23 protein-coding genes are annotated in these 21,610 nt (G+C 27.3%); 4 read left to right on the top strand and 19 right to left on the bottom strand.

The genetic code is table 11. From position 1 onward, the window contains the following. Positions 1 to 2: 2 nt before the first annotated feature. The 10 genes from ACYUE0_RS14115 to ACYUE0_RS14070 all read right to left on the bottom strand — a co-directional run bounded on the left by ACYUE0_RS14115 (position 3) and on the right by ACYUE0_RS14070 (position 10,698). On the bottom strand, positions 3 to 1,010 hold the full coding sequence (locus tag ACYUE0_RS14115) for an ABC transporter ATP-binding protein (protein ID WP_460271078.1): 1,008 nt from the start codon (positions 1,008 to 1,010) through the stop codon (positions 3 to 5). 14 nt (positions 1,011 to 1,024) lie between these two features. Next, on the bottom strand, positions 1,025 to 1,996 hold the full coding sequence (locus ACYUE0_RS14110; protein WP_460271076.1) for an ABC transporter ATP-binding protein: 972 nt from the start codon (positions 1,994 to 1,996) through the stop codon (positions 1,025 to 1,027). An 8-nt stretch (positions 1,997 to 2,004) separates the two neighbouring features. Next, positions 2,005 to 2,850, bottom strand: coding sequence for an oligopeptide ABC transporter permease (opp4C, locus tag ACYUE0_RS14105; protein WP_460271075.1), 846 nt, complete (start codon positions 2,848 to 2,850; stop codon positions 2,005 to 2,007). A gap of 19 nt (positions 2,851 to 2,869) precedes the next feature. Beyond that, a complete protein-coding gene (locus ACYUE0_RS14100; protein ID WP_460271074.1) occupies positions 2,870 to 3,838 on the bottom strand; it encodes an ABC transporter permease in 969 nt (322 codons plus the stop codon). Positions 3,839 to 3,953: 115 nt separating this feature from the next. Continuing rightward, positions 3,954 to 5,621, bottom strand: a complete 1,668-nt coding sequence (locus tag ACYUE0_RS14095; protein WP_460271073.1) for an ABC transporter substrate-binding protein — start codon at positions 5,619 to 5,621, stop codon at positions 3,954 to 3,956. 206 nt (positions 5,622 to 5,827) lie between these two features. Further along, entirely contained in the window at positions 5,828 to 6,358 is a 531-nt protein-coding gene (gene thpR, locus ACYUE0_RS14090; RefSeq protein ID WP_460271072.1) for an RNA 2',3'-cyclic phosphodiesterase, read from the bottom strand. A gap of 137 nt (positions 6,359 to 6,495) precedes the next feature. Next, on the bottom strand, positions 6,496 to 8,043 hold the full coding sequence (locus ACYUE0_RS14085) for a chitinase (RefSeq protein ID WP_460271071.1): 1,548 nt from the start codon (positions 8,041 to 8,043) through the stop codon (positions 6,496 to 6,498). A 260-nt stretch (positions 8,044 to 8,303) separates the two neighbouring features. Beyond that, on the bottom strand, positions 8,304 to 8,657 hold the full coding sequence (locus ACYUE0_RS14080) for a hypothetical protein (RefSeq protein WP_460271070.1): 354 nt from the start codon (positions 8,655 to 8,657) through the stop codon (positions 8,304 to 8,306). 26 nt (positions 8,658 to 8,683) lie between these two features. Then, on the bottom strand, positions 8,684 to 9,376 hold the full coding sequence (locus ACYUE0_RS14075; RefSeq protein WP_460271068.1) for a hypothetical protein: 693 nt from the start codon (positions 9,374 to 9,376) through the stop codon (positions 8,684 to 8,686). Between the two features lie 122 nt (positions 9,377 to 9,498). Continuing rightward, positions 9,499 to 10,698, bottom strand: a complete 1,200-nt coding sequence (locus ACYUE0_RS14070; protein ID WP_460271067.1) for a protein kinase domain-containing protein — start codon at positions 10,696 to 10,698, stop codon at positions 9,499 to 9,501. A 100-nt stretch (positions 10,699 to 10,798) separates the two neighbouring features. Here ACYUE0_RS14070 and ACYUE0_RS14065 point away from each other — a divergent pair, with 100 nt between their 5' ends. Beyond that, positions 10,799 to 11,239 carry a transcriptional regulator gene (locus tag ACYUE0_RS14065; RefSeq protein WP_061994336.1) on the top strand — a complete coding sequence of 147 codons (441 nt, stop codon included), beginning with the start codon at positions 10,799 to 10,801 and terminating at the stop codon, positions 11,237 to 11,239. A 122-nt stretch (positions 11,240 to 11,361) separates the two neighbouring features. On the opposite strand, the gene ACYUE0_RS14060 is transcribed toward ACYUE0_RS14065, so the two are convergent. From ACYUE0_RS14060 to ACYUE0_RS14050, 3 genes are all read right to left on the bottom strand, one after another. Next, positions 11,362 to 11,649, bottom strand: coding sequence for a putative quinol monooxygenase (locus ACYUE0_RS14060; protein WP_199870179.1), 288 nt, complete (start codon positions 11,647 to 11,649; stop codon positions 11,362 to 11,364). Between the two features lie 41 nt (positions 11,650 to 11,690). After that, a complete protein-coding gene (locus ACYUE0_RS14055; protein WP_010299476.1) occupies positions 11,691 to 12,320 on the bottom strand; it encodes a flavodoxin family protein in 630 nt (209 codons plus the stop codon). A 156-nt stretch (positions 12,321 to 12,476) separates the two neighbouring features. Continuing rightward, entirely contained in the window at positions 12,477 to 12,977 is a 501-nt protein-coding gene (locus ACYUE0_RS14050; protein WP_010299477.1) for a nitroreductase family protein, read from the bottom strand. Between the two features lie 128 nt (positions 12,978 to 13,105). Here ACYUE0_RS14050 and ACYUE0_RS14045 point away from each other — a divergent pair, with 128 nt between their 5' ends. Further along, positions 13,106 to 13,456: a winged helix-turn-helix transcriptional regulator gene (locus ACYUE0_RS14045; RefSeq protein WP_061994334.1), complete on the top strand. Its 351-nt coding sequence runs from the start codon at positions 13,106 to 13,108 to the stop codon at positions 13,454 to 13,456. A gap of 125 nt (positions 13,457 to 13,581) precedes the next feature. Here ACYUE0_RS14045 and ACYUE0_RS14040 read toward each other — a convergent pair whose 3' ends face one another. The 4 genes from ACYUE0_RS14040 to ucpA form a co-directional block, all read right to left on the bottom strand. Beyond that, positions 13,582 to 14,358: an EFR1 family ferrodoxin gene (locus tag ACYUE0_RS14040; RefSeq protein WP_460271066.1), complete on the bottom strand. Its 777-nt coding sequence runs from the start codon at positions 14,356 to 14,358 to the stop codon at positions 13,582 to 13,584. Positions 14,359 to 14,403: 45 nt separating this feature from the next. Further along, positions 14,404 to 14,838, bottom strand: a complete 435-nt coding sequence (locus tag ACYUE0_RS14035) for a MarR family winged helix-turn-helix transcriptional regulator (protein ID WP_061994332.1) — start codon at positions 14,836 to 14,838, stop codon at positions 14,404 to 14,406. A 246-nt stretch (positions 14,839 to 15,084) separates the two neighbouring features. Continuing rightward, positions 15,085 to 16,131, bottom strand: coding sequence for a helix-turn-helix domain-containing protein (locus ACYUE0_RS14030; protein ID WP_460271065.1), 1,047 nt, complete (start codon positions 16,129 to 16,131; stop codon positions 15,085 to 15,087). 234 nt (positions 16,132 to 16,365) lie between these two features. After that, positions 16,366 to 17,157 (bottom strand): SDR family oxidoreductase UcpA, encoded by a 792-nt coding sequence (gene ucpA, locus ACYUE0_RS14025; protein ID WP_460271064.1) that lies wholly within the window; start codon positions 17,155 to 17,157, stop codon positions 16,366 to 16,368. 364 nt (positions 17,158 to 17,521) lie between these two features. Here ucpA and ACYUE0_RS14020 point away from each other — a divergent pair, with 364 nt between their 5' ends. Continuing rightward, positions 17,522 to 17,965, top strand: a complete 444-nt coding sequence (locus ACYUE0_RS14020) for an RDD family protein (RefSeq protein WP_460271063.1) — start codon at positions 17,522 to 17,524, stop codon at positions 17,963 to 17,965. Between the two features lie 11 nt (positions 17,966 to 17,976). Continuing rightward, positions 17,977 to 19,332, top strand: a complete 1,356-nt coding sequence (rlmD, locus tag ACYUE0_RS14015) for a 23S rRNA (uracil(1939)-C(5))-methyltransferase RlmD (RefSeq protein ID WP_010299487.1) — start codon at positions 17,977 to 17,979, stop codon at positions 19,330 to 19,332. A gap of 91 nt (positions 19,333 to 19,423) precedes the next feature. Here rlmD and ACYUE0_RS14010 read toward each other — a convergent pair whose 3' ends face one another. Together ACYUE0_RS14010 and ACYUE0_RS14005 are read right to left on the bottom strand one after the other, a co-directional pair. Beyond that, entirely contained in the window at positions 19,424 to 20,848 is a 1,425-nt protein-coding gene (locus ACYUE0_RS14010; RefSeq protein WP_061994328.1) for a HAMP domain-containing sensor histidine kinase, read from the bottom strand. A gap of 3 nt (positions 20,849 to 20,851) precedes the next feature. Then, entirely contained in the window at positions 20,852 to 21,571 is a 720-nt protein-coding gene (locus ACYUE0_RS14005; RefSeq protein ID WP_061994327.1) for a response regulator transcription factor, read from the bottom strand. Positions 21,572 to 21,610 lie beyond the last annotated feature (39 nt).

The following is a 21,610-nucleotide window of genomic DNA, read 5'->3' as shown; positions in this document are numbered from 1 at the left end:
ATCTAATTAAAAATTTTATGACATGCTACAAAATGCCCTGGTTCTATTTCTTTTAATTTTGGAATACTATTTTTACATATTTGCTGCACATACGGACATCTGGTGTGAAACTTGCATCCATTTATAGTATCACTACTACTAGGCAATTCATTTTTTAATATTATTCTTTCTTTTTTTTCTGTTGGATGGGTTTTAGGTATAGATGAAATTAAACATTTAGTATAAGGATGCTTTGGTGTAATAAATAATTCCTCTGCATTACATTCTTCTACTATTTTTCCAAGATACATAACCCCTACCCTATCACAAAAATACCTAACCAAACTTAAATTATGCGATATAAATAGATAAGTTAATCCCATTTCTTTTTTTAATTTATCCATAAGCATAATAATTTGTGCTTGTATAGATACATCTAATGCAGCTGTTGGCTCATCACAAACTAAAAATTTAGGATTAATAGCTAAGGCTCTTGCTATTCCTATTCTTTGTCTTTCACCACCACTAAACTCATGTGGATATTTATTAATACAGTCATTTCTTAATCCACACAATTTCAATATATGTAACACTTCGTTCATTTCATTTTTATTTTTTAAGAGTCCATGTTTTAGCATTCCTTGCTTAATTATATTTTCCACAGTCATACATGGATCTAATGAAGAATATGGATCTTGAAATATCATTTGCATATCTTTTCTTAAACTTTGCATTTTCTTATCTGTTATACTATAGTTATTTTCTACATCATAGATTAAATTTCCATCAAACTTTAAGGTGCCACCTGTTTTATGTACTAAACTCAATATTGCTCTGCCAGTTGTAGACTTTCCACATCCCGATTCACCTACAAGCCCATAAACTTCTCCTTTATTAATTTTAAAAGATATATCATCAACAGCTTTAGTTACTTCTTTATTTTTTTTAAATGATAATTTTTTATCATTAAAATAACATCTTAAATTTTTAACTTCTAATAATGGTTCTTTACTTAACTTATAATTCTCCATTGAAATATCATCCCTTACTCAGAATATTTAAAACATCTAACTTCATGTCCGCTTTTTATACCTTTTAATGTTGGCTTAGAATTTTTACATATATCCATAGAAGTAAAGCACCTATCTACAAACTCACAACCAGCTGATGATTCTGAGAATTTAGGAACATTTCCTTCAATGCACTTTAGCCTTTCACCACGCTTAAAATTCTCTGGTCTGGAATTAATTAACCCTATAGTATATGGATGTAAAGGATTATCAAATATCTCTTTTACAGAGGCTTTTTCTACCACTTTTCCCGCATACATAACCATAACATCATCAGCTACTTCACATATAACCCCTAAATCATGTGTTATAAAAATTACGGACATATCTAATTTTTCTTTAACTTCATTAATTAAATCTAATATTTGAGCCTGAATTGTTACATCTAGTGCTGTTGTAGGTTCATCTGCAATTAATAATTTTGGGCTACAAGATAAAGCCATAGCTATCATTACCCTTTGACACATTCCACCACTAAGTTGATGAGGGTATGAATTTATAATCTCATTCTCCTTTTTTATTCCTACGAGCTTTAACATCTCTAAAACTCTATTTTTATTTTCTTTTCCTGTAATATTTTTATGTATTTTTAGCATTTCTCCTATTTGGTTACCTATTTTAAGTACAGGATTTAGAGCTATCATAGGTTCTTGAAATATCATAGAGATTTCATTGCCTCTAATTACATTCATATCTATTTCTTTTAGCTTTAATAAATCCTTTCCATTAAAAATAACTTGTCCACTTTCTATTGTTCCATTATGTTTTTCAATAAGTCTCATAATAGACATAGCTGTTATACTTTTTCCACACCCTGATTCTCCAACAATTCCTAATGCCCTTCCTTTTTCAACAGTGAAATTAACCTCATCTACTGCCCTAAATTTACCTTCATCTGCTTTAAAAGTTGTAATTAAATCTTTTACTTCTAATATAGTATCTTTCATACAAAACTTTACTCCTTTGCCTTAGGATTTATGGCTTCTCTTAATCCATCTCCTATAAAATTTATAGATAATATAGTTAAAAACACCATAATACCTGGTGGTGCCCATTGCCACCAATACATGGTAAGGGATTTCATATTTCTAGCAACAGATAGCATATTGCCCCAACTTGGGACTGGTTGCTTTACACCCATACCTAAATAACTTAACCCTGATTCCGCTAATATAGCACCTCCAACCCCCAAAGTTGCATAAACAATAATAGTAGATGCAATATTAGGAATAATATGTTTAAATATTATATCCATAGGTCCCATTCCTAGGCACTTTGCCGCTTCTATAAACTGTCTTTCTTTTAATTCAAAAACTTGCCCCCTAACAATTCTGGCAATTGTTGTCCATCCCAAAAAACCTATTATTAAAATTGAGTTCCAAACACTAGCTCCTATAATTGATGCAAGTATTAAAGCTATTACTAAAAAAGGAATACACATAAACACATCTATAAGAACTACTATAATAATATCTATAGCTCCTCCAAAATATCCTGCTACAGCTCCTAAAAAAACACCTATTAATACTGATATAAGTGTTGCTCCTATTCCCACTGCTAAGGAAACTCTACCACCATAAATTAATCTTATAAAATTATCTCTTCCTAAATCATCAGTACCAAGTATATATTTAAAACTCGGTGACATATTTGATATAGCTGTGTTTATTAAATCTCTATCTCTATTTAAAATTAAAGGCGCAAAAATAGAGGTTAAAATTGTTAAAGTTAAAAAAATCACCCCAAATAATGACCTCTTATTCTTCAATAAATTTTTAATTATTCTTCTTTTTATTTTCATAGAATTCCACCATTCTTTTTTATTTAATTCTTACTCTTGGATCAATAAGGCAATAAACAATATCAGAAATTAAATTTGCTATTAAAATACATGACGAAAGTATCATTGCACATGCCATTACTAATGGATAATCTCTATTAGATATAGCCTGATAAAATAACGTTCCCATTCCTGGCCAAACAAATATAGTTTCAATTAATATAGTTCCTGCAAAAATATATCCAAGTGACATATTTATTAAAGTAATAACTGGTATAAGTGCATTCCTAAAAGCATGCTTATATATAATCATTTTTTCACTTATCCCTTTAGCTCTTGCAGTTCTAATATATGCTTGATTAATAACATCTAGCATAGCAGATCTAGTGTATCTTAAAAGTGACCCTACCTCCACTAATGTCATTGATAAAACTGGTAAAATCATATGTTTTGTTATATCTATAAATTTATCAAATCCTGTTAAATCATATCCTACAGTACTCATCCCTGATATAGGGAATATACTCATGTCAATAGCAAAAATTTTTACTACCACTAATGCTACAAAAAATCCCGGCACTGATATTCCTAAAAATGCAAATACCGTCAGTAATCTATCTTGAATTGAATATTGTTTAGATGCTGATATTATTCCTAAAGGCACTGCTAAAGATGTGGTAAGTATTAAGGTAATTATTGAAAGTAAAAATGTATTTGAAATTCTTCTTTGTATTATATCAACAACTGGTTCATTATATCTTATAGAAATTCCCATATCACCTTTTAATATATTTCCCACCCATTTTGTATACTTTAAATATACTGGATCATAATAACCAATAGCTTTAAGGGCACTTTCTCTATCTTCAGCAGAAATGCTTATTTGACTTTCTAACATATTACTATATGGATCTCCTGACGCAATATTTATAAGTGTAAATATAATTATAGATAATCCTATAAAAACAGGAATGATTATTAAAATTCTTTTTATAAAATATTTGCTCATATTCTAACCTCAAATACTATAAATTTATTTAAACAAAACAATTGCCTTACTAATAAATTAATATTAGCAAAGCAATTTAAGTTTTATTCTTCTTTAATATTATATTTAATAAATTTTATTGTTCACCATCAATATACCAATCTTTTATATATTGATAATATCCAATTGGAGTATTTTTGAAGTTTTTAATATTAGAATTATAAATTAATATACTGTTCCAATGATAAGTATATATTGCTGGTAACTCTTCATTTAATTCTAATGCTACTTCATTATATATAGGCTTTCTTTCTTCTTTACTTAAATGCTTAGAGCCTTCTGTTAACATATCATCTACTTTTTTACTATTAAAGCCTGTATAGTTATATCCATTTGGTGGTTTTAAAGTTGAAAGATAATTTGCTGATATATCTGCATCATTTGAGTTACCCATACCCATTAGATAAGCATCAAAATCTCCCTTTTTCACATCAGCGGACATTGTTGTAAATTCTAATGGTTGAAGTTCTAATTCTATTCCAATGTCTTTAAAGTTTTGTTGCATCATTAAAGCTTGTTTTGTTTTTTGATCATCTCCAGATGTATATTTTAATGTAAATTTAACTGGATTTCCGTTACAATACATTTTTTTATCAGACTCTTTATATTCCCATCCGCTTTCTTTTAACAAGTCTATAGCTTTTTGGGAATCATATTTATATTCATTTAATCCTTCTGGATGAGCCCAAAAATTTGATGGGAATGGATTATTAGCTACTTCACCATGACCTTCTAAAACATCTCTTACAATTGCTTCACGATTTAAGGCATATGCGAAAGCTTGTCTTACCTTTTTCTCACTAAATAAAGGATTTTTTAAATTTAGTCCCATAGACTGATATACATTATATGTTACTTCATCTACTTTAAACCCTTGTTTTTTATAATTTTCTTCTTCTTCTTTTGTAAGATTTCCTGCACTAACAATGTCAAGTTCTTTGTTTGAAAGTTGAGCATCAACAGTTTCTGCACTAACTACTTGGAATATATATTTATCTATGTTAGGTCTTCCACCCCAATAATTATCATTTGCAACTAATTCAACACTTTGATCTGGAGTAAACTTACCTAACTTAAAAGGACCAGTTCCTATTGGGTTTCTTATAAGATTTGTATCTTTTTGTACAGCTTCAATATCACCTTTTTCCCAAATATGTTTTGGTATTATTTTCATCATATATCCAAAATTAAGCAATCCTGAACCATATATGTCAGTAGTAGTAATTTCTATTGTATCTTCATCTACTTTTTTTACACCCTCTAATTCATTTGTTTTGCCTTCTTTATATGCATCATATCCCTTTATATTTTTCACATACATTGTATATTGTCCATTATATTTAGGGTTACATACAAAATCAAAAGTAAATTTTACATCATCAGCTGAAAAAGGCTGTCCATCATGCCATTTTACACCTTTTCTAATTTTAAATGTTATAGTTTTTTTATCATCTGATACTTTATAAGATTCTGCAAGACATGGTTCAAAATCAAATTTATCATTAATAAATAATAATCCATCATATAGCATACTATTTACGTTTACATCATAGTTGAATGTAAAAAAGGCTGGCATAAACACTCCCTCTGGCGATTCTGTAAGTGCTTGCTTAACCACCCCTCCTTTTTTTACTTCTTGACTTTCACTTTGATTGATTACTGTTTTATTTGTATTGCCACAACCAGTTAATAATAAAGAAACTATAGTAACTGATGTTAAAATTTTACATATCCTTCCTTTCACACTAATTCCCCCTCTAAAATATATGTATTTTTTCACTTATATGCTATTGCACTTGCTAATTATAACATAATTTGTCATTTTATTAACTTTTTATACATAATTTGCTATTATATTTTTAAATAAACGCATCTTTAATTATAATTATTTCAAATATATTCAAAAATTTTAATATCTACAAAAATTTATAACTATCATTAATTTTTTGTTCACATATTTTGCAACATTATTTCTTCTAATGGCTCATAAACCAACTTTTCATTAACTCTTTTACTTTCCATAATTGCTATAGAACGTATAGGAATTTCTATGGATTCAAATTTGTTTGCTTTTATTTTATTATCAAGAATTATTTGTCTTCCAATTGTAATATGAGGGGTATATTTTCTATCATCAACTTTAAATTTATTATCCACTAATAATTTTTTTAACTCCTTTTGTAATTCTATAAGTTCTTCATTTTTTTTAATTCCAAGCCAAATTATTTCTTTATTTCCTTTTTTAAATGAACCAATATCAGATGTAACAAGGTTTCTTGGACCTTTTTGTAATCTATGTAATATACTAATTAATACTTTCAAACTTTTTTCATCAACTTCTCCTATAAATTCAAGTGTTAGGTGAAGATTATCTTTATCTGTAAATTTTCCTTTAATTGAATTACTAGCTACTAAATTTTTATACTCTAATAATTTATCTTTTGTTTCTTCATAAAATGTAATTGCAAAAAATACTCTCATTGTTTTCACTACTTTCTCTTATTTATGTACTTTAGTATAATCTTAGTTTAAAATTATTTCTTTATACATTTTTATAAACTAAAAGCCATCTTAATTTTACTTTTAAGACAGCTTTTAATTCATTATTTATATTTTATCTACCCTACTAATTCCCATGGTGTTTCCCATGAATTACTTACTTTTGCATCTGGTGCAAAGTTTTTTGACCACCATTTAGCTTTATATACTTTTCCGTTATAAGTTACTTTATCTCCTGCCATATATTCCTTATCAGAATTATATAATGGTGCATCTTCTGATGTTTCTCCATCTTCTCCTGGTTTTTCATCTGGTTTTTCTCCTGGAGTCTCTACATCTGTGCCATCTTTAATTAATTTCCATGGTGTTTCCCATGAATTACTTACTTTTGCATCTGGCAAGTCTCCCTTTGTCCACCATTTTGCTTCATAAATCTTTCCTTTATAACTTACTTGTTCTCCTGCTACATATGCTCTATCTGTTTTATATGCAGAAACTCCATCTACTTCACCACCATCGCCTGGATCTTCTGTATCTGGTTTTTCTATTACTTCTGTTCCATCATTTGAATCATATTTTGAAAGTATTTTACCAAACTCAAACTTTTCTTGTAATATAGAACTATCATTTATAGAAACATAATTAGTCTTTCCTTGAGAATTTTGGAAATCCCTATTTACAGACCACATACCTATAAGTCTCATTCCTACAGTCTTACCAAAATTCAAAACTTCCTTTGCTTCATTTTGATCAACTATATTTCCACTATAATCTAAACCATTCATAGGAGTAACTCCTATCATTTTCCAAATATCTGCATCACTTTTCTTTATATTAGCTTGAGTGTATATATTTTTTAATTGTTTATGAACGCTTTTAGCTGAATCTATAACTAAATCTCCCATAGTTCCGTCTGGTACTTTGCTACCAAAACACATAGTCATTACATTTACACCGCTTAAGTCTACGCCATGTTTAACTGCACTTTTTACTACGTCTACTCCATTAGTCATTCCTGAAGGCAACACTGGTAGTGTATACCATACTTCAAGAGGATAATTTTCAGCTTTAAGCTCTTTTTGAAGTAATGCAAGGGCTTCTGAACGCCTTTCTATAGAATCAAAATCTGCTGTCCATGCCCCTTCAATATCAAAATCTACATGTGTTAATCCATAATCCTTAATAATTTTTTTATAAGTATCCTTCAATTTATTAACATCTTTAATTGATGATGCTAATGGTACATTAGCTTCTCCACCAAAGGAAACCATTACATCTCCGCCCATTTGTCTTAAACCTTGAATTTCTTTTAACAAACTACCACCTTGATAATCTGTAGGACCTTCCTCCATATCATAATATGTTCCCCAAGATGGTTGTCCATTTTTATCAACTACAAAACCTAATATAAAGTGTTTTGTTCCTGTTGCCTTTGCATAATCAGTAAGCGAAAATACAGGATACGAACAAGCATCTACATATGGAGCAAATACAGTAGAACCCCATGATTCTTGACCAATTCCAATATTAGTAGATATTTTTGTTTGTATATTTTTAGTGCTTATCTCCTTAGCTTGAACTGTAGTACCTTCCATTAAAATTGGACTAGCAGCCCCTAATATTACTACTGCTGATAACATAATTGCAGCAAGTTTTTGTGATTTCATAATATACCTCCTAAAAATAAATTAACATTTCTTAATTTTCCTAATATTTTTGATGTTTTGTTCTACAATAATGAATTCGTTATCATTTATAAAAACTTTAATATTTTTTATAGTTGTTTTAAAATTTAAATTGAAATATAAGTATTTATTTGGTTTATCTATAAAAAAATATATAATATTACATATATTTTTATACATACTAAAAAACTGTATTAAACTAGAATTTAAATCCTATTTTAATACAGTTTTTATCCAATTTATTATTTACTTAAAATCATATTCTTTTTAACTTTTCCGTACCCAACAAAGCTTAGCACTATCATTGGCATAACAAAGAATATATACATTATAAATACAACACCACCAACACAATAAAGTATTGCACCTGTCAATGCAAACCCAGATTTATTTAAAAATGCACCTAGTGTATTAAATATTGTAGCTAAAACTATACATATCATATGTGGTGTAACTAATGCTGTTGCAATTGCACCACCTACAGCTTCAGCTCCTGACCCTGCTCCAAATATTGTTCCACCAAAATAACTTACTAAATAAATTGAATATATGATACCTAATACTGCTGATATAACTAATGCTTTACTTTTTTTCATTACTTAATTAACCTCCATTATTAGCTTTATTTTGAATTAAATATAACTTTCTCTAATGCACTTATTTGAATTAAATCCCCATTTTTAATTTCAAGTGTTATACTAGGAACTCCAAACTCTCCTGAATCAGATAATATTTCATTAGTTATTGGAAGCCCCTTTCTATAAACTATAAAATTCCCTTGTCCCTTAGCTGATGATGCAACATATCTGCCTTCTTTAATATCAAGACCAACTTCCCATATTCCTGTAGTTAACTCCTGTAATAACTCAGTATTTGCTGGAGTAAATTTAACATTTTTAATTCCACCTATATCTATTTTTTCACCATCTTTAATATCAACAGTCACTTTTGTAACCCCAAAATTTTCATCCCCTAAAATTTCATTAACTACTGGAATATTATCCTTATCATAAATAATAAAATTTCCACTTGAATCACTAGTACATACATATCTTCCTTTAGGTATGTCTTGTCCTACTATAAAATTTCCCGTTGCTAATACTGTTTCTACTGCTGTTGAGTTATCTCTGGTTTTAGTTTTATCTTCTACTACTTTTTCCTCTGATTTCTTTTTATCACTTTCAACACTATTTTTTTCTTTAATAGTTTTGCTATTGTTATTAAGTGGATTTGCTAAGATTAAAATAAAAATAATTGCTACAGTCCAAAACCACCATCTTTTATAAATTTTCTTTTTAACTTTTCCTTTGTTCATATTACATCACCCCAAAAAATAAATCTGTCACATAACTTATTGCGACAGATTTATTATAAAACTTATATTATTTTATTTGGTGTGCTGTAAGCATACAAAACGAGTAAAAAATATTTTTTAATTTAAATATTTAAAAGTGCTCCTGTTATCATTATAATTATAAATGTATATAATACATAACCTAAAATTCTTATATAAATTTTCAAATTATTTATTATAGGTATGTGTTTTCTTATATTTAAAAAATTTGTATATAAAATTGTTAATACTACAAACATGAAAAACATTATTACATCTTCAGAAATGTTTTTTGAAGTAGGAAATATAATTACCACTATAAGCATTAAAAATATATACCAAATACATGCTATAATGCTTTTCCATGTTTGGCCACTTCTAAACCCAGGAATAGCCTTATAAAAATTTTTCAAATTCATATTGTCCGGTTTATATTTATAATTTTCTATCTCATTGTTAAAAAAGTTTTTAAATACATCAACCCTTTTCTTTAAGTCTAAAGGCTCTATTTTTGATAATTCTATATTGGCGGAATTTACTTTACATATAGAATCTTCTTTATATGTATTTAGTTTTAATTTTAATTCTTCTTGTAATTCTTTAATGGATTGATACCTATCATTTGGTAAAAATTTTGTACATTTTTCTATTACTTTTTTTAAAATTCCATTATTTTTTTTATTTTTAGGATAATCTTTTGTTGTCATAAAATTCATTAATATTCCTATAGAATATATATCACTCCTACAATCTGTTTGTGAAAATCCAAATTGTTCTGGTGGTGCATACTCATGTGTACCCATAATAACTGTATCATGATTTTCCTCTATTTTATAAGTCCTGGCCACATCATAATCTATTAATTTCAAGACATCATCATTACTTATAATAATATTAGATGGCTTTATATCTCTGTGAATTATAGGCTTTTTTAAACTATGAAGTTTTTCTAGTATATTACAAAGACAAATTATATATTCAATAGTTTTAATTTCACTTAAAGGCTCACTAATATTTTCTAAAGTTTTTTCTAATGTAGAACCATTTATAAACTCTTCTATTAATATTAATTTACCACTATATTCTAAAACCTCATAAATATATGGTGTATATATACTTCTAATATTTTGTATTTCTTTATAAACCTCTATATCGTAATTAATAAGAATTTTTTTTACATAAATAACATTTGTCTCAACATGTTGTACCAAAAAAATCTTACTTTTTTTATTTTCACTAAGCTTAGTTAATACTTTATAATTTGATAATCTATATTCTACATATTCTTTAAGTAAATCTTCCATTAAAACTCCCCTTTAATCGTTGCTTTTCTCCAATGAAAATTATATCATACTGGTATGCTTATGATAATCATACCAATGAATTTTAAGGAGGATTGTACTTGTGAAAGATAAAAAAACTTCTGAACTTTTAGATATATTAAATTCAATAGATGATACAACCAAATTAAATACATACATAAATGAAACTAAAACTGCTTTTAACAACTTAGATTTTTGCACTTATTTTGAAAATATTCTACATGAAAAAAAACTTAAAAAAAGTAAAATCATAGATGACTCTAATCTTGATAGAACTTATGCTTATCAAATTTTAAGCGGAAAGAAAAAACCTAGCCGTGATAAAATTTTACAACTTTGTATTGCTGCTAAATTAAGTCTTGAAGAAATACAAAGAATTTTAACCCTTGGAAACGTAGGACAATTATATGCAAAAGATTCAAGAGATTCAGCTATAATTTTTGCAATAAAAAAGAAGCTAAATGTAACTACTACTAATCATTTATTAAGCGATTTAAATTTTGATTTATTAGGCGATTGTTAAAATAAAAAACTTCCAACACATTAACCTAGATTACAATGTTGGAAGTTTTTTATTTTAACATATTATTCATACATAAATTAATATTGACTTTGCGTAAAGTTGCCCAATTTTTATCACAAGTATTAAATTAATTTATTGTATACATTCATATCTGTTTGTTTCGTCATGAACTTTTTTATCTTTGGAACAATTCTAGTAAAATGCTCTGATTTCAAATGCTCATCCAAAGCCTTTTTACTTTCCCACTCTTCAATCATCGTAATAATTGTAGGATCATTTTCATCTTGATACAATTCATACTTTATACATCCTTCTTCTTTCCTTGTTAATCCTACTAGTTCTTTGTAAAGCTGAATAACTTCAGTAAGTTTATTCTCTTTAGCAACATTTCTAGCAACTACCTTTATCATTTAAATCCCTACCTTTTAATTTTTTATAATTGAATTATCAATTATCTAACAAAGTTTGTAAGTATTTTATTTTCCCTTTCCGGTTCTTTAATTGTTTTTTTGCCATTTTCAACTGTTTTCATAAGCCAAGCCATATTTTTTCCAAGAACTCTCATTATTTGTTTTCCTTCTTCATCTTTTGAAACTTCACCTGGCATTGCTCCATGTATTACATTCCAGTAATTTGTACTTGGCATAAGCATTTCCGCATAATTAATATAATTATTTAATTGATTAAAAGTAGCAACTCCTCCTGATCTTCTAACAGCAACTACAGATGCTCCTACCTTATGTCTTAAAGCCCCATCATTTGCAACATAGAATGCTCTATCCAAAAATGATTTCATAGTTCCAGCTATACCTGAGTAATGTACCGGTGAACCTAATATTATTCCATCTGCCTCTTTCATCTTTTGTATAAATTCATTTACTTCATCATTATCAATTATACATTTCCCATTTTTATTTTTTGCGCAAGCATTACAAGCAAGACATCCTCTTATTATTTTATTACCTACATGAACAATTTCAACTTCTATTCCTTCATTTTCAAGCTCTTCTGCAACCATCCTTATAGCATTATATGTGTTTCCTTCCTTCTTAGGACTTCCGTTAAATGCAACAACCTTCATAAAATTACCTCCTGTAAAATTAAGTTTTCTATTTTTTACTTCTGATTTATTTTAATATCTAATAATTTTTTATAATGTATATAATTTATTCATGTCCTTGTATATTAAATTGATTAATAAAATACTAACTTAGTTAGCATTCACTAAACAATTTATTTACCATCTATCATAATGTATTCTTGTTTCATCAAATCTATTTACTGCTTCTTTATTTTCATTTGGATATCCAATTGGGATTATTGATAATGGAGTTACATTAGCTGGTAAATTTAAAATTCTTCTTAAACCATTCACTCTATCTTCCATAGGATAAACCCCTAACCATACGGCTCCCAATCCTTTATCTTCAACGGCTAATAATATATTTTCTGTCGCAGCACAGCAATCCTGCACCCAATATCCTTTAAATACTTCCTTTGATTCATCACCACAAACTACAATTGCCACATCTGCATTTAATAACATTTTCGAATAAGGATGAATATCAGTAATTTTTCTCATAATTTCCTTATCTCTTAAGACTATAAATTCCCAAGGTTGCTCATTTCCAGCAGAAGGTGCTTGCATTGCTGCCCTTAACAATTCTTCAATAATCTCATCTTCTATCTTTATGTCTTTATACTTTCTTATACTTTTTCTTTTTAATATTGCATCCATATATATTCCTCCTAATTGTTTTTGGTTAAAAGTTATGCTATCATTATAAAAAATCAGTTTATATATAACAAGTACGCACTATTTTGTACCATAGTACCTAAAAGGGTACTGTAGAAAGGATGATTTATATGACTTCTAGTTGTAACACTATAGAATTCAAAAATAGAAATTATACATGTACCTTTGAAATTACAGTAGATTTAATCGGTGGAAAATGGAAACCAATTATAATTTGGCATTTAGGTACTAAAGGAATTTTACGATTTAATGAATTAAAAAAATTGCTTCCTAACACCACTCAAAAAATGCTAACTCAGCAACTAAGAGAACTAGAATCTGATAATTTAATTAACCGAAAAGTTTATCCTCAAGTTCCTCCAAAAGTAGAATATTCCTTAACAAATTTAGGTGAAAGTTTAATGCCTATTCTTAAAATGATGTGTACGTGGGGCGATGAATACTATAAATCAAATACTTAATATTTCCATGTTCTATTTCTTTATAGTATGCATAAAATCCTTTTTATACGTATTTAATAACTATTTCTTTATAACTAAAGCACTCTAGAAAATAATATTTCCAAAGTGCTTTAATTATTATATATTTATTTATTTTTATTAATATAACTTTCTATTTTATACTGTGGGTATTGTTGTTTTTTATATCTAATAGCATTATTAGGACAACTATGTATACATCTAGTGCACATCATACACTTATTTTTAAATTTAACAACTTTATTTTTAATAATTATATTATTTTGTGGACATTGTTTAGCACATAATCCACATCCATTACACATATCACTTGTTGAAAAACTTTTGCCCATAAACTTAGCCATAATAGAAAATACTTCTGCTAAAATATCCTTTGAAACTATGCTCTTATTATCATTTATCTTTTCTATATTGTTATTTTCTATATTTTTAACTAAAACGTCTATTTGACTTTCCACATTTGTAAACATAACCTCAATTTCTTCTTCTGTATTCCTTTTATATTTACCAAAATAAAAATTTTTAGGCATAACATATGTTTCTTTTCCTATAACTTCATATCCCTTTTTTTCTAATTTTGATGCTAATGAATCTACACCATTAGCATTTATTAAACCAGCCGATGTTGAATAAACTATAGCTTTTGTCTTATTTATAGTATTAGGCACATTTCTTAATAACCACTTTATTAATTTTTCTGGAACATTTCCAGCATAAATAGGTCCTCCAATAACAATTAAATCTATATCATCATTAAAACTTATTTTTTCTTCTATACTATTAGCCTTAACATCAAATCCTATATCCTCTAATTTTGATTTTAACTTATCTGCTATGTATTTTGTATTACCACTACCTGAAAAGTACATTATCGAAATTTTCATATCTTATCCTCCTGAAAATTTATATATTAATATAAGTGCACTGCATTATTTCTTATATAAATTATTTTTCATTTGTTTTAAAGCTTTTAATGTAATTAAAAGGTCCTCTTCTCTTATATTTTTTATCATATCCTTAAAAATATCTTCTAAAACTTTGCTAATTTCAATAAATTCATTAAAAAAAGTGTCTTTTAATATTATATTCTTCTTTCTTTTATCGTCATTATCTTGAATAATATCTATAAATCCATTTTCACTAAGTTTCATTAAATTTCTGCTTATATTTCCCTTATTAATTCCCATATTTTCAGCAAGCAATTCTTGACTTATCGGTATATTATCTTTTAATTTCATTAAATTCATTATGGTAAGCATTTGCCCTTGACCTAATTTATTTTCTTTAACACCTTCATCCATTCGTGTTTTAGTTTCTTTTGAAATAAAATAAATTAAATCGCCTATTTCTCTATAATCGTTCATATCATTTTCTCCTTTGTAGATTTATTATAAAGCATTTTAGTTGTGCACACAACTAAAAATTATTGTAAAATTTCTATTTTATGAATTGTACACTATCCCTTCATTATATTTAACTTAACTACATAAATATTTTTTAATATTTATATAATAACAAGCTCACAAGAAAACCTTATGAGCTTAAAAATTTAAATTAAATTAATATTATTTTTAAATTAATTATCTATATAATTGTTTAAATATTTTAACTTATAAAGATTTATTCTCATAAATCTTTTTTAATCTTTCAATTTCTCTTTTATGTCTATCAACCAGTTCTCCTGTAAAGACATTATATTCATTCTGTATAATTGATATCTCCTGTTGCAAAACTTCTATAGCCTTATCATATTTTTTTAGTGTTTCATATATTTTAGCCATAAATTCAAGTGGATCCACAATACGAGGTTTTTCTTGTAATTCCATAGATTTTGCATAGTCTTTAAGTGCTTTATCATACTCACCTAATCTCATCATACGATCTCCTCGTGAAACATAAGCTCTCCAATCTCCTTGGAATTCACTTACTCCCTTATTCCACAATCTTAAAGCATTTTCTATATTCCCCTGTTGTAACTCAATATCACCTTCATACATAAAATCTAAACAGGTATGATTTAATTGCTTTACATGCTCTAATACTTTTTTAGCTTTCTTATAATAACCATCTCTAATTAATTGGTCTAAATAAAACAAATGTCCACTCCAATATTTAGGGTGATTTTGTGTAAACTCCTCATAGTACTTAATTAAATCATCATGTCTATTATAATATTCATCTCCAAATACACCTTTTTCTGCATGAATAAGTGCAGTATGATAGTTCTTTTCATATGGTTTATATTTCAAAGCCTCTTTTATATAATTCGATGCCTTTTTATTATCACTTTCAGCCCTATGATTATAAAGCTCTCCTAAAAGATAGTATGCTTTAGCGTTTTTAGGTTCACTATTAATAATTCCTTCAAGGAAATTAACAGCATAATTAAAAACCTCTTCACTTATTATTCTTTCATTATATAACATGTTTTCTATTCTTTTCATTTGAGCATCATATGGTATAACAAAAAGCTCATCTATAGTAATCCCAAAATAAACTGAAATCATAGGAAGTAATTGAATATCTGGTGCTGTAATATTATTTTCCCATTTAGAAACAGCTTGATACGAAATTCCTAAATGATTAGCTAATTCTTCTTGAGTAACTCCTTTTTCTATACGTAAATTTTTTATCTGTTTTCCAATTTCAATAACCATAAAAATCTCCTCCACCTATACCTATAATTAGTTAATTCATGAATTAATTTAATTATAGATTCTTGCAATCTTATATACAATAACTTGTATTTTTACATAACTAACCTATAAGTTGATAAAAATTTTTCTTGTGGTTTACCCTTTATAATTATTTTTAAACAGATACAATGAATTAGGTTTGTACTTTTTCAGTTAATTTGAAATAACTTATAATCTACTTTATCTATTTATAAATTAAACACCTACACTAACTGTTTCTGGCAGAGTACTTCCTCCATCTATAACAACCTGTGTTCCTGTAATATAGGATGACTCATCTGACCCTAAGAATGCAGCAAGTTCTCCAACCTCTTCTGGTTTTGCCAATCTTTTTAACGGTACAGCATTTTCTATTCCTTTAGTTACTTCTTCTGGATTTTCCCCATTTGATTGCATTGCAATACTTTTTGCCATTGGTGTTTCTACATAACCTGGACAAATAGCATTGACTGTTATGTTATGTTTAGCCACCTCTATTGCTAAAGACTTAGTAAAACCAACTAATGCAGCCTTTGTAGTAGCATAAGCAGTTTCACCTGCATCTGCTACCATATCCCCTGTAACTGATGACATTATAATTATTTTTCCATACTTTTCTTTAATCATTAAAGGTAAAACCGCTTTTGTGACATTCCATACTCCTTTTATATTTACATCAATATGAAAATCTCTATCATCATCTGTCATTTCTAAAAAATTTCCTAATTTACAAACTCCTGCATTATTTACTAATATATCTATTTTACCAAACTTACTAACAGCACTTTTTACTGCATTTTCTACTTCTCCTTTATTAGCTATATCTGCTTTAACTGCTAAAGCCTCAAACCCTTTTTTATTTAATTCATCTGCTAAGCTATCAACATATGAAGATCTTGCCAATAGTACAACTTTTGCTCCATACTTTGCATAAGTTCTAGCAATTCCTTCTCCAATTCCCTTAGATGCTCCTGTTATAAGTGCAACTTTACCTTCTAATTTCCCCATAACTTTCCTCCTAATAAACCTATGATTTTTACATCAATTATAATATGCATATACATTATATTCCATAAATTAGCGAAACACTTTTCTATTTAAATTAAATCTATATTAGTATTTATTTACACTCTTTGTTATACTTATAATGAAATAAATTCCAATTCCAGTTTAAATAATAAAATTCATGCTCTTTTTTATGATTTAATTTTTAACTTATATATGGAAATATATTAAATATATCTGTCATTATACTGTAACCTTTTGAATTTATAATATAGTAAGTTATGAAAACCCAATTAATGGGTATATTTAAAAACATAAAACTTTTTAATGTTTAATATAAATAATAAGTTTTTTAGGAGGATTTAAAATGGATTTAAAAAATAATGAAAATGATAACAAACCTTTAGAAGAGGATATGCAACTATCTAATGACGCATCTTTAGATGAGTTTACAGAATCTAATGATACTATTGAAACTATAGCTACTAATAATGAAAACTCTGAAGAATTGCAAGGTGAAGAACTTCAACTTAATAATAACACTTTTACCGATTCAATTACTTTTAAAGATGCATTACAAAGCCAACTTATAGATGTACTTATAACTGCTAGTATATCTATATTAGGAACCATTGTTATAGACTTTATTCTAAGAATTTTTAAATTTTATATAAGCGACAAATTTTTATTTATAGTTATATTGTTTATTCCTGCACTTATATTATATAATGTATTAATGACAACAATGAAAAACAAAATGACACTTGGTCAAAAGCTATCAAACATACATTTAACAAAAAATAAAAATTAGGAGCGATTTACTTGAGAAAAAGAAAAGAGTATGAATTTTTAATAGAAACAACTGAGTTTCCTGGAAAAGGCATAGCTTTTTATGAAGGCGAAAAAGTTGCTATAAAAAACACATTACCAGGACAAAAAGTAAAGGCTAGAGTTACTAAAAAAAGTAGTCAAAATGGCGTTCAAGCAAAACTTATAGAAGTATTAGAGGATGTAGATTATAAAATAAAGCCACATTGTGATATTTCTAATCAATGTGGTGGTTGTAGTCATGCATCCTTAGATTATGAAACTCAATTAAAGTTTAAAACAGAACAAGTTAAAAAACTTTTAGATGAGGGTAATATTAAAGATTATGACTTCTTAGGTATAGAAGAAAGTCCTGTTGTTTTTGAATACAGAAATAAAATGGAATTTACCTTTGGAGATATGGAAAAAGGCGGAGAACTAACGTTAGGAATGCATGTTAAAAACAGAAACTTTAGTATAATAACTGTTGATAACTGCAAAATAGTTGATAATGATTTTAGAACTATATTAACAACTACATTAAATCATTTTAAAAATACAGAGCTTCCATATTATAAAGTTCTAAAGCATGAAGGTTTTTTAAGAAACTTAGTAGTTAGAAAAGCTATAAATACCGGCGAAATACTTGTTAATTTAGTAACTACAACTCAAAATAGTTATGATTTAACAAAATTTGTTGAAGAATTAAAATCTCTTAATCTTAATGGAAAAATAGTAAGCATTATACATACATTAAATGACTCACTATCTGATGTGGTTCAAGCTGATGAAATAAAAGTTTTATACGGTAAAGATTACATAGTTGAAGACTTATTAGGATTAAAATTTAAAATTAATCCCTTTGCATTCTTCCAGACAAATACAAAGGGTGCTGAAAAACTTTATTCCATGGTTAGAGATTTTATGGGTGACTCTGAAAATAAAATAGTTTTTGACTTATATTGTGGTACTGGTACCATCGGTCAAATAGTAGCCCCAAAAGCAAAAAAAGTCCTAGGAATAGAATTAATTGAAGAAGCAGTAGATGCTGCTAAAGAAAATGCTAAATTAAACAATTTAGATAACTGTGAATTTATAGCAGGTGATGTAGCTAAGGTAATAAAAGATGTAAAAATTAAACCAGATATAATCATTCTAGATCCACCAAGAGCTGGAGTTCACCCTATTGCATTAGATTATGTAATAAAATTTGATGCTAAAGAAATAATTTATGTATCATGTAATCCAAAATCATTGGTAACTGACTTGCAAGTTCTTACTAATGCTGGATATAAAATAGATAAGATAAAATTAAAAGACATGTTCCCACACACACCACACGTGGAAACTGTATGTAGACTATATAAGTAATTATAATAAGTTACATTAAAGCTAAGCAAAAGTTTGCTTAGCTTTTTTAATGTAACTTATTAATAACTTAGTTCATCTTATATTATATTTTTTATAAAATTATTGTTATTTTTGTGCCTTCTTTTAACTTACTTTCAATTTGTACATCTCCACCATGGTTTTTAATTATTTCCTTGGAAATAGCCATTCCAAGACCTGAACCTTTGTGAAGTTCACCTGTATTTGTTCCTCTATAATATCTATCAAATATATGCTTTAAGTCTTCTTCACTTATACCTTTTCCATTATCACTTATCGTTATATATATTCTTTCTCTTTTTTCTAATTCAACTCTAATTTTTACATCTTCATCATTATGGACTATTGCATTAAAAATTAAATTTGTTAAGCAACGTTTCAATAAAAGAATATCTACTTCTTTTTCTGCAACTTCTGTTTTAGGAATAAATTCAATATCTCTATTACTATATTTGTTATCATTTAATATAGCTATTATAACTTCTTTAGTTAGGCTTACTAAATTGGCCCTACCTTTTTTTAAAAATAATGCGTTATTTTTTAAACGAGTACTTAAATTTAAATCATTAACTAACTCTGTTATATATAAAGATTTTTGATATATAATTTCACCATATTCTTGTATTTCTTCTTCTGTAAAATCGTAATCACCATTTATAAGTTCTGAATAACCTCTTATAGAAGCTAGTGGAGTTTTTATGTCATGAGATATATTTGCTATCCATTCCTCTCGCATTTTTTCATTTTTCTTTCTTTCAACCTCATTTTCTTTAAGAATAGACGACAATGCATTTAAATTTCTAAATACATTTAAATAAATACCCTTTTCTTTAAATGTTAAATTATAATTTCCCATAGATAAAGTTTTTACTCCATCTATAATTCTTCCAACTGGCTTTGTAAGTCTTCTACTAAATAATAATCCACCTATTATAGCAATTAAACTATCCATGATTAATACCCCTGTTAATATATCTTTCATAAGATTTCCCATAATATTTTCGCTATACATTATAACTGTCTTGCTCAATTTACCCATTGGAAAATTAATTATGTAACTTAACTTTCTATCCCCTATATCAACACTTGATACTAATATGTTTTCTAACCCTTCTGCACCACCTGTATATTTATAAGCATTAACAATATCTACAGGAGTATATTCATCTTGTACCTCTTTAGGCTTTTTATAATTTGTAATTTCTTTTCCACTTTCATCTAATACTTGAACCCAAAGATTATTCTCATCTAAACTTTTTTTACCTTCATCTCTTATAATTATTTCATTATTAGATAATTCTATATTATCCCCAAAAACCCTTGTGAAATTTTCTGGATCTAATTTGACTTCTTTATATGTCATCGGTTCTACTAGCACAAACCCTTGTGATGAATTTTTAATTATAGATACCATTCCTAATGTTACATTTATAAAAAATATAAACACATTTATAAGTACTATTGTTATAACAAATCTTGCAGTAAGTTTTATATTCATAAATTACTCATCCTTTACAACAAGTTTATATCCAAGACCTTTAGCAGTTACTAAATACTGAGGCTTAGATGGATTTTCTTCTATTTTTTCTCTAAGTCTTCTCATATGAACCATTATGGTATTATCAAATCCTATGTAATCTTCACCCCATACTCTATCACATATGTTTTCTTTACTTATTATTTGATTTTTATTATTAGCCAAATAAGCTAATAGTTTAAATTCTTTTGCTTTTAATTCTACTATTTCTCCATTTTTTCTTAATTCAAATTTTTCCTCATCTAATACAAATGGACCAAACTTTATTATACTTTCCTCTTTATTAGCATTTTCAACATAAACACTTCTTCTTAAATGGGCTTTTGCTCTATATGCCACTTCTTTAGGACTAAAAGGTTTTGTTATATAATCATCTGCACCTATAGCAAAGCCTAATATTCTATCCAATTCTTCATTTTTAGCAGATAAAAATAATATAGGTACCATAGCCTTTTCTCTCATTTTTTTACAAACTTCATATCCTTCCATATCCGGAAGCATTATATCTAATATAACTAAGTCAGGAAGCTCTCTTTTAAAAACTTCTAATGCTTTACTTCCTGTTTCTGCAGTAAAAACATGATTCAATCCTTCTTTTTTCAAAACTGTTGATAAAAGTTTTAATATTTCAACTTCATCATCTACTAAAAGTATTTTTTTATTATTAATTGATATATCCTCCACACTACCTCATCCTTTCTTAATTAAAACCATATATTTATA

This window comes from Clostridium sp. CTA-19, assembly GCF_054767855.1.
Note: the sequence above shows the minus strand (reverse complement) of the source record. Positions and strands in the feature narration are given on the sequence as shown.

What these genes read in the sequence shown, in the direction of transcription:
- ACYUE0_RS14115 (WP_460271078.1), bottom strand. Translation starts at nt 1,010, where the DNA reads ATGGAGAATTATAAGTTAAGTAAAGAACCATTATTAGAAGTTAAAAAT.
- ACYUE0_RS14110 (WP_460271076.1), bottom strand. Translation starts at nt 1,996, where the DNA reads ATGAAAGATACTATATTAGAAGTAAAAGATTTAATTACAACTTTTAAA.
- opp4C (WP_460271075.1), bottom strand. Translation starts at nt 2,850, where the DNA reads ATGAAAATAAAAAGAAGAATAATTAAAAATTTATTGAAGAATAAGAGG.
- ACYUE0_RS14100 (WP_460271074.1), bottom strand. Translation starts at nt 3,838, where the DNA reads ATGAGCAAATATTTTATAAAAAGAATTTTAATAATCATTCCTGTTTTT.
- thpR (WP_460271072.1), bottom strand. Translation starts at nt 6,358, where the DNA reads ATGAGAGTATTTTTTGCAATTACATTTTATGAAGAAACAAAAGATAAA.
- ACYUE0_RS14085 (WP_460271071.1), bottom strand. Translation starts at nt 8,043, where the DNA reads ATGAAATCACAAAAACTTGCTGCAATTATGTTATCAGCAGTAGTAATA.
- ACYUE0_RS14080 (WP_460271070.1), bottom strand. Translation starts at nt 8,657, where the DNA reads ATGAAAAAAAGTAAAGCATTAGTTATATCAGCAGTATTAGGTATCATA.
- ACYUE0_RS14075 (WP_460271068.1), bottom strand. Translation starts at nt 9,376, where the DNA reads ATGAACAAAGGAAAAGTTAAAAAGAAAATTTATAAAAGATGGTGGTTT.
- ACYUE0_RS14070 (WP_460271067.1), bottom strand. Translation starts at nt 10,698, where the DNA reads ATGGAAGATTTACTTAAAGAATATGTAGAATATAGATTATCAAATTAT.
- ACYUE0_RS14060 (WP_199870179.1), bottom strand. Translation starts at nt 11,649, where the DNA reads ATGATAAAGGTAGTTGCTAGAAATGTTGCTAAAGAGAATAAACTTACT.
- ACYUE0_RS14055 (WP_010299476.1), bottom strand. Translation starts at nt 12,320, where the DNA reads ATGAAGGTTGTTGCATTTAACGGAAGTCCTAAGAAGGAAGGAAACACA.
- ACYUE0_RS14050 (WP_010299477.1), bottom strand. Translation starts at nt 12,977, where the DNA reads ATGGATGCAATATTAAAAAGAAAAAGTATAAGAAAGTATAAAGACATA.
- ACYUE0_RS14045 (WP_061994334.1), top strand. Translation starts at nt 13,106, where the DNA reads ATGACTTCTAGTTGTAACACTATAGAATTCAAAAATAGAAATTATACA.
- ACYUE0_RS14040 (WP_460271066.1), bottom strand. Translation starts at nt 14,358, where the DNA reads ATGAAAATTTCGATAATGTACTTTTCAGGTAGTGGTAATACAAAATAC.
- ACYUE0_RS14035 (WP_061994332.1), bottom strand. Translation starts at nt 14,838, where the DNA reads ATGAACGATTATAGAGAAATAGGCGATTTAATTTATTTTATTTCAAAA.
- ACYUE0_RS14030 (WP_460271065.1), bottom strand. Translation starts at nt 16,131, where the DNA reads ATGGTTATTGAAATTGGAAAACAGATAAAAAATTTACGTATAGAAAAA.
- ucpA (WP_460271064.1), bottom strand. Translation starts at nt 17,157, where the DNA reads ATGGGGAAATTAGAAGGTAAAGTTGCACTTATAACAGGAGCATCTAAG.
- ACYUE0_RS14020 (WP_460271063.1), top strand. Translation starts at nt 17,522, where the DNA reads ATGGATTTAAAAAATAATGAAAATGATAACAAACCTTTAGAAGAGGAT.
- ACYUE0_RS14010 (WP_061994328.1), bottom strand. Translation starts at nt 20,848, where the DNA reads ATGAATATAAAACTTACTGCAAGATTTGTTATAACAATAGTACTTATA.